8 protein-coding genes and 1 pseudogene are annotated in these 8,108 nt (G+C 68.1%); 3 read left to right on the top strand and 6 right to left on the bottom strand.

Annotated elements, in window-relative coordinates:
* On the bottom strand, positions 1–1,581 hold a 1,581-nt coding region (locus AC08OV_RS21570; protein ID WP_476620207.1), incomplete at its 3' end, for an IS1634 family transposase.
* 91 nt (positions 1,582–1,672) lie between these two features.
* Here AC08OV_RS21570 and AC08OV_RS21565 point away from each other — a divergent pair.
* A complete protein-coding gene (locus AC08OV_RS21565) occupies positions 1,673–2,062 on the top strand; it encodes a hypothetical protein (protein WP_476614972.1) in 390 nt (129 codons plus the stop codon).
* A gap of 42 nt (positions 2,063–2,104) precedes the next feature.
* Positions 2,105–2,749 (top strand): FMN-binding negative transcriptional regulator, encoded by a 645-nt coding sequence (locus tag AC08OV_RS21560; protein WP_476614971.1) that lies wholly within the window; start codon positions 2,105–2,107, stop codon positions 2,747–2,749.
* Between the two features lie 141 nt (positions 2,750–2,890).
* Here AC08OV_RS21560 and AC08OV_RS21555 read toward each other — a convergent pair whose 3' ends face one another.
* From AC08OV_RS21555 to AC08OV_RS21540, 4 genes are all read right to left on the bottom strand, one after another.
* The gene (locus AC08OV_RS21555) at positions 2,891–3,688 is read right to left on the bottom strand and encodes an alpha/beta fold hydrolase (RefSeq protein ID WP_476614970.1); all 798 of its coding nucleotides are present in this window, start codon (positions 3,686–3,688) and stop codon (positions 2,891–2,893) included.
* A gap of 93 nt (positions 3,689–3,781) precedes the next feature.
* Positions 3,782–5,158 carry an IS701 family transposase gene (locus AC08OV_RS21550; protein WP_476614969.1) on the bottom strand — a complete coding sequence of 459 codons (1,377 nt, stop codon included), beginning with the start codon at positions 5,156–5,158 and terminating at the stop codon, positions 3,782–3,784.
* Between the two features lie 151 nt (positions 5,159–5,309).
* A complete protein-coding gene (locus AC08OV_RS21545; protein ID WP_476614968.1) occupies positions 5,310–6,167 on the bottom strand; it encodes a pentapeptide repeat-containing protein in 858 nt (285 codons plus the stop codon).
* A 13-nt stretch (positions 6,168–6,180) separates the two neighbouring features.
* Positions 6,181–6,510, bottom strand: a complete 330-nt coding sequence (locus AC08OV_RS21540) for a PadR family transcriptional regulator (protein WP_476614967.1) — start codon at positions 6,508–6,510, stop codon at positions 6,181–6,183.
* A gap of 277 nt (positions 6,511–6,787) precedes the next feature.
* Between AC08OV_RS21540 and pcp the strand changes: the two are divergent.
* Positions 6,788–7,477: pseudogene (pcp, locus tag AC08OV_RS21535) on the top strand (pyroglutamyl-peptidase I); the annotation flags it as partial.
* A gap of 369 nt (positions 7,478–7,846) precedes the next feature.
* Here the strand turns inward: pcp and AC08OV_RS21530 are convergent.
* Positions 7,847–8,108 (bottom strand): IS30 family transposase (locus AC08OV_RS21530; protein ID WP_476620206.1); only part of this gene is annotated, 262 nt, incomplete at its 5' end.

Below are 8,108 nucleotides of genomic sequence, written 5' to 3'. Positions count from 1 at the left end.
CTGGAGCGGGGTGGGTCGGGGGATGTAGGCGGGCTGGCCGTTGTGAGCGGGCACGAGGCGCAGGTCGGCGAGGGCTTCGAGGATGAGGCGGCCGGTGGGCCTGGCCGGGCGGCGGGCGTAGAGGCCGGCGACCGTCCCGGTCGGGCCGGCGGCGCGGCGGGCCTCGCGTTCGATCAGCGAGAACAGCAGCAGCGCCAGGCCGACGACGTGCAGGAGCCCGTGGATCCGCTGGTTGTTCTCCAGGTAGAACGGGTTGACCGCGAGGGGGCCCTTGAACGCGCTGTTGCGCCGTTCGGAGGCTTCCTGGCCCTTGTCGTCGACGAAGACCCCGGCGGCGTCCTTCTCCTCGATGCTCTGGTTTGTCAGGAGCGCGAACCAGCCGTCGGCCTTCGCCGCCAGGTCCAGGGCCGCCTCGTCGAAGTACCAGGTCAGCAGTGGTGTGCCGGTGTCGGGGTTGGTGTCGACGTGGGTGCGCAGCCACGCCCCGACCCGGCACTCGGCGGTGATCTTCTCGATGCGGGCGTGGACGGCGGCCTCGTCGCGGTAGTAGTGGGTGCCGAGGTTGCGGTGCAGCACGACGAGCGCGGCGCGTGCCTTGTCGATCTGTTTCTGCCGGCTGGCCGCGGACGCCGCGGCACGGCGGGCCGAGTGGGAGTACACGGTGCGCGTCGTGAACGGCGGGTCGGTGGCCTTCGGGCCGCGCAGGGTCGTGGATCCCTCGACGACCCGGTGGACGTCGCGCTGGTGGAACAGCTTGTCCTTCTCGCGCTGGGGCGCCCAGTCGACGATCGTCGCGGTGGCCGGGTCGTGCGCTGCGAGCGCGGCCAGCCCGACGATGGTCCGCGGGGCCGGGGCGACGAAGGTGGCGCCGGCCGCGTCGATCGCGGTCAGGTTCGTGTAGGAGACGAGCTTGCTGTCGCCGACGAGCAGGAACCGGCGCGGCCCGGCGAGCTCACGCAGGGCCCGCAACGCGCCCTCCACCTGCGAGACCTCGGCAGCGCCGCCGTCGTAGACGCGGGTCAGCAGCGAGACCGCGCCGTCGGCGCAGGTTGCGAAGCCTGCCTGCACCTGCTTGAGGTCGAAGCGGTGGTCCTTCGGGTGGCCGGGTTTCGGGGTCGCGTAGGCGGGGTCGGCGCGGTCGTAGGCCCCGAACACGGACATGCTGGTCAGGTCCCAGTGGATCTCGGAGACGTCGAGGCCGAACACCGCGATCGCCCGCGCGGCGATCGCGCCGACGACGGCGTCGGCCTGCTCGGCCAGCGCCTCCAACGCCCGGCCGCATCGGTCATCGTTGAGCGCGTCCGGCTCGATCCCGAAGATCTCCAGGACGGCCCACCTCTCGCCCCAGTCCTCGACCCGGACCAGCGGGGTCGGGGAGGTCAGCCGGTTGGCGACCAGCATGGCGATGACCTCGCCATGAGTGTGGCGGGCCTTGTTCTCCTGGATCGGGCAGAGCCGGTCGATGACGGCGACCAGGTCGAGGCGGGCTAACAGGTCACGGATGACCGGCAGCGAGCCGAGGAACTTCTCCAGGCTCGGGGGGCCGTAGCCCAGTTCGGCGGTCGCCAGCACGCTCTGCACCGTGCCAGATCGGATGCATCACACACCAGGGTGATCATCACCCTGTCCGATCAAGAAGTCACACCATCAGCACACCGCATGAACGTGCGGAGTGCAGGAGACCCGCGTCTCCCTTCAGATGGGCCCCGACGCCGAGGTGGGCGAACTCGACTTCGACGCCCTCGTCTGCGCGACCGGCTACAGCGCGATGGAGCCCACGGGCCTGCTGGGCGATCTCGACCGGTACTGCCTGCGCGACGAGGCGGGCCGCTACCGGGTGGAGCGGGACTACCGCGTCGTCACCGACCCCGAAATGCGGTGCGGAATCTATCTTCAGGGTGGCACCGAGCACACGCACGGCCTGACTTCCTCGCTGCTGTCGAACATCGCTGTACGAAGCGGTGAGATCACCGAATCGATCATCTCCCGGCGTGCGGGGCAGAACAGCATGACGGTTTCGTCGAACGCCCGCGGAATTCGCGGCGCCACGCGGCCCGGATAGGCCGGGTACTGTTCGCGTCCCATCCTGAAAGGTGAGTACCGCATGTTCGTCCCCAGCCACTACCGGGAACCGGACGTTACCTGGATGGTCGATCTGATGCGCGGAAATCCGTTGGCGCTGATGGTCAGCAACGGAGCTCCCGCCGACGGGCCGTTCGCCACCCACCTCCCGGTCATCACCGACCCCCGCTGGGAGGGATCATTCGCCCCGGACCTGGCCGGCACCCCGCTGCTGGGCCACCTGAACCGGGCCAACCCGCACTGGGCGGCGCTGGACACCGGGACGGTCATCACTCTGATGTTCACCGGACCACACGCCTACGTCTCACCCACCGTCTACGACGTGACGCCGGCCGCCCCGACCTGGAACTTCACCTCGGTGCACGTGCACGGCACAGTGGAGAGGATCGAGTCGACGGAGGAGACGCTGGGCGTCGTGCAGGCGACGGTGCGGGCGTTCGAGAAGGAGTTCGGGCACAGCTGGGACATGAGCGAATCCATCGGCTATTTCCGCCAGATCGTGTCCGGGGTGGGCGCATTCCGGGTCAGGGTGACCACCGCCGAGGGAATGTTCAAACTCAGCCAGGAACAGCGCCCCGAGATCCGTGACCGCGTCCTGCAGTCGTTCGCCGGGCGTGGCTGCACCCGGCACGCCCAGACCGCCGCACTCATGGGCCGTCTGCCGTAGCGGGCTCCCCGGCCGGCGGGGTCCACACCCTGGTACGCGATGTGCGGACCCCGCCGGCGAACACATCAACCGGATTCCCGCGGCGCCCTCAGGCGCGCCCGTGTGCCACCCGGCTGACGGGTACGTCGTCCACCGTGGGGCTCAGCCGACGGCGTGGCCGCGGACCCGGGCCAGCTCACGGACCGCCCTGGCGACGGCGGCGGAGTCCTTCCGCAGGATCTTGCTGTGGTTGCTCGCGACTCTCGCGCTGACCTGGAGGTTCGAGTTGCGGGCAAGGACCGGGTCGAGCGCGGCCCGCGCCCGTTCCATCTCCTCCTGGCCCGCGCCGAGGTGGGCGCCTGTGGCCAGGATGAATCGGACCGGGCAGGTCACGCGGTCAAGGACCGGCGCGAGGGTGGCGGAGATCTCGTTGCTCTCGATGTTCACCTCGGCGTGCTGGCCGGCGGTCATCCGCGCGGCCAGACCCAGCCGGCTGGCGATCGGAAACAGCGGACGCATCCGGCGGAACAGCTTCCGGATCCGTTTCCGGGCGGCGGCGCCGATGATTCCGTACGGAACGGCGCCGTCGACGGAGACCACGCCCTCGACGCGGTCCGGATTCCGATCAGCCCAGTGCACGGCGATCAGCGCGCCGTAGGACCAGCCGACCAGAATCGGCCGGTCCACAGCCCGCGCCCTGAGGACGGCGTCCAGATCCCGGATGCACGCCTCGAACGAATAGTCGGCCGAGCGTTGGGACCTCCCGCGGGCGCGTTCGTCGTAGGCGATGTGCCGATAGTCGCCGCCGAGCGCGGCGATGACGTGCCGCCAGTGCGACTGGTCGGCGTACGAGCCGTTGAGGTAGACCACAGGACGACCAGGTCCACCGGTGTCGGTCACGTACAGCGCGGTGTCGTCGACCGTAACCATGCCGGTCCAGACGGATTGCTTGGTGGTCACGGTGTGCCTTTCTCTGAAACGTCGTCACCAGTGCGGGCGTCGGGCCCGCCTAGTACTACAGGAACAGTGATCTGGTCGTGGTGTCGGTTGGAGTCAGGTCGGGGTGGCGACTGGCTGTGCGGCGTGGATGCGTCGGAGGAAGTGATAATGGCGGGCGGTTGCCTGGTGGTGTCGGCGCCAGTTTGACCACCAGGTGATGAGCGTGTCCGGCAGTTTCTCCTCGCGTAGTAGCGCGATGAGGTGACGGATCTCGTTGAGGCTGAACGGGATCATTGTGGTGCTGTCCGGGGCTGCCTGATCAGGGATGGGAATGCCGTGGGAGAGACGGTCGTAGCCGACGGCGGTGGTCGCCTGCGTCCCGGTCGAGGTATCGGTGCGGCTTTTCGCCGCGGTGACGGCAAGCCAGGCGTGGGCGAGCATCGCGAGGGTGATGTGCCGGTACCAGGCGTGGTAGAGCCGGACCTGGTAGTGGTCGAGGCCGACCTCGTTCTTTCCCGACTGGAAGCATTCCTCGATTCCCCAGCGGCGACCGGCGACAGTGACCAGGGTCGCGAGCGGAACCGGCGTCGGGCTGTGCGTCAGGAAGAACGCGAGTTCGTGTTTCTGGTCTCGGCCGCGGCGGATAAGGACCTGGCGTTGTCGATTCTCGAAGCCGGCCCGGTCGGTCGTGTCGACCAGCGCCCAGTCGTAGAGTCGTGGGCCTTTCGATCCGTCGGCGGCAGAGTAGGTCTCCCATGCCTCGGCGGGGACGAGCGCGGCAAGCGTGTCGACGCGGCGGCGACCGACAGCGGTGCTGACCTCCGCATCGCACCGAACGCCGAGGACGAAGCCGATCTGGTGTTCTTCCAGCCAGTCCCGCAGTTCCGGATCGGCGCCGTAGGCCTCGTCGCCGGCGACCCAGCGCAACGTGGGGCAGGCCAGCCGGAACCGGCGGATCATGTCCAGGGCCAGCAGGGGCTTCGTCGCGAACCCGACGCGCCGCGGCACCCCTGCCACCTCACAGCGCGCCCGATCGTCAATCCAGCTTGCTGGAAGGTAAAGTTCGCGGTCGACGAAAGCCCGACCTTTCCCGGAAACATAGGCGGCGAACACCCCGATCTGACAGTTCTCGACACGGCCCGCCGTGCCGGAGTACTGCCGCTGAACCCCGGCCGAACGGCTGCCTTTCTTCAAAAACCCCGTCTCGTCCACGACGAGTACCCCGTCCAGCTCGGCCAGGTTCTCGGCCACATATCCGGCGGCCACGTCACGTACCGCGTCCGCGTTCCAGGAGTACTCGTTCAACAATCGTTTCATCTTCTGCGGCCCGGGATCCCCGTTGAACTCCGCGAGTGTCCAACCGTTCTTCCGCTCCGTCCGAGACAACAGCCCCGCCACATACGCCCGGGCCTGTGCCCTCGGCTGATCGTTCGGGAAACAGCCCGCGATGCGGCCGAACAGCTCCTCGAGCCCCGCATCCCACTCCGACACGTCTACCCCCGATATGCTGTCGGCCGCGGCCACCGCGGCGCCTCCGTTGATTCTCACAAAACCACGGAGAACCACGCGGTGGCCGCCCTACACCTCCCGCCACACCGCCCTCCCGAGAAGAGACCACGCGGCGATCACTGTTCCTGTAGTACTAGACGACGGTGACGTTGGCCAGATTCGCCCCGAGGGTCTTGAGGCCGGAGTAGGTCAGCTTGTCCATCCGCGCTCCGTCGAAGATCACGGTGCGGATGGCGGCGCGGTACTTCCTGCTCGACGCGCGGAAGGACGTGTCGAGCAGCGTCGCGCCCCGGAACGTGACGCCACCGAGCGCCGCCATGTCGAACCGCACGCTGGTGAAGGTCGCTCCGTCCAGATCGAGGCCACGCAGGTCGGCGTAGGAGAAGTCCACACCGGTGAAGGTGCAGCCCTCGAGAACGGTGTTCCTCAGGTCCGTCTTCCGCAGTCCGACGTCGGTGAGCACGGTGTCGACGAACCTGGCCCCGGCAAGTTCGGACATACTGAGGTTGGTGCGTACCAGAACCGTCCGGCGAAAACTGGCGCGTGCCAGAACGGATGTCGACAGGTTCGCGTCGGTCAGATTCGCGCCGTCGAAGTTCGAGTCCGTCAGGTCGCTGTACCTGAACGAGCTGCCGCTGAGATCGGCGTTCGAGAAGTCGGAGGCGCGCAGCGCGCTCTTCTCGAACCTTCCGTCCCGCGCGGCGACCCGCGCGAAGTCGCTTCCCTGCAGGTCACGCGCATCGAAGCGCGTCACCATCTGCCGCTCGAGCACGCGGGAGAGATTGGACACCTCCTGCACGGTGTGCTCGATGTCGCCGATGCTGTCGATGGTCTCCTCCAGTGCGGTCGCGTCGTCCCGTCCCGCGGCCCGGAGCTCACGGAACCGCTCCTGCAGGTCCGCCAGCAGGTCCGCCTTGAGTTCGCTGATGCTCTTCGTGTCCTCGTAGGGGGCGAAGACGCCGTCCACGTATTCACGCAGCTTCTCGTTCATCGTTCCCGTCTCTTCACAGCAGTGTGTCCAGCACGCGCTTCGCGTATTCCCAGTTGCTCTTGTTCCGTGTGTAGGTGGACCTGCCCTTCTCGGTGATCCGGAAGTATTTGCGGCGTCCGCCCTGCGTTTCGTCGCCCCAGTACCAGGTGATGTCGCCGTCGGCCTCCAGGCGGCGAACGCTCGAGTACATCGTGGCTTCTTTGAGTTCGTATTCGCCGTGGGAGCGTTCGGCGACTAGCTTGACGATCTCGTAGCCGTAGCGGTCCGATTCGGTGAGCAATCGCAAGATCATCGTGTCCGTGTTGCCGCGCAGTAGATCGGATGTGACCTTGCTCGTGCTCATGACCGCACCTCCGTGGAACACTGTAGCTCAGAGTACTGTGACAGGCAAGGTAGTTGGGCGATGGTGGTAGTGGGCTAGCAGTGGTAGCTCGCTGATCGTGGCAATCGTCCCGCACCAGTCCCGTGGGCCGCGGGTCTCGCCGACTGCCCCGCGGGTTGCGGGTCGCTGACGCGCGTTCCCGGCACTAGGCTGCCGTGGGGCGGGCGGCCGCCTTCGCCGGGCGACGGCGTCACGTTCGCTCGGCTGACGGCCGGCGTGCCCGCCGCAGTGCCCGCGGATGCGCCGGGCAGCGCCGCGTCCGCGGCCAGCGCGGGCGTCCGCGCCACCGCTGGGCCGGGCGAGGACGGGGGCGAGACGCATGACGAAGGTGCTGGTGTCCGGCTTCGAGCGCTACGGCACAACACCGGTCAACCCGGCGCAGGGCGTCGCCGAGGCGCTCGACGGCACGAAGATCGGCGATGCGCTGATCACCGGGCTGGTCGTACCGAGCAGATGGTTCGACTGCATCGACGTCGTCACCGGCGCTATTGACCGGACCGCCCCGGATCTCGTCGTGATGCTGGGCGAGTAGGGCGGACGATAGATGATCACGGTCGAGCGCATCGCCCAGAACCTCAACGACTCCGCCCGCTACGGGGTGGCCGACAATGGCGGCCGAGTGCTGGAGGACGACCTCACCGATCCGGACGGTCCGGTGGCGTACTGGTCAACCCTTCCGCTGCGCGCGATGGTCCTGGCGATGCGCCAGGCGGGCATGCCCGCCGACATCTCCGACGCGCCCGGCACGCTGATGTGCGACCACCTCATGTACGGCGTGCTGCGATACGTCGCGACCCACGACCTCCCGCCCCGCGTCGGGTGGATTCACCTACCCCACCTCCCGGAGGTGGCCGCACCGGATATCAATCTCGGTGCTCCGAGCATGGCGCTGGCGACGTCGGTGGCCGGGGTCCGGGTCGCTGTCCTGGCGGCGCTCAGGCGCTGGTGCACTGGCCAGACGCGGCGGCCTGGCCAGTGCGGCGACCGACCGGTCCCGATCGGTGACGGGCAGGCTCCCGGCCGGGGTTCCCGGGCGAGTGCTTCGTCGGCGCGGGGACGACGAGGAAGGCGACGGGAAAGGCTGAGACGCCGGCCCATGGGGGCCGGCGTCAGGCCGGTCGCCGGTGGGTTCGGGCCCGACCCGCACCCTCGACCAGGTGGAGGGCGCGCGATGGTCGAGCGAGTGTCCTGGCGAGGCCTTCTATGCCGTGACGTGGAGGAGGGAGGCGAGGTTTCCGCCCATCACCTTGCGGACGTCGTCCTCGGGGAGGCCCTTGAGATCGGCGGAATCAAGCGGTCATGGCGACACATGCTTTGCCAGCAGATCGCTGAGAACTTCGACGGGTGTCGCCCAGTCCAACGTCTTGCGTGGCCTTCCGTTCAGCTGTGCGGCTACCTTATCGAGTTCGTCCTGAGTATGCAAGGACAGGTCGGTGCCTTTCGGGAAATACTGGCGGAGAAGCCCGTTGGTGTTCTCGTTCGAGCCACGCTGCCACGGTGAATGCGGATCGCAGAAGTACACCGGCATCCCGGTCCGGACGGTGAAGTCGGCGTGGCGA

Source organism: Frankia sp. CeTa3Moorea (assembly GCF_978021225.1).
This window is presented reverse-complemented; position numbering and strand designations above follow the sequence as displayed.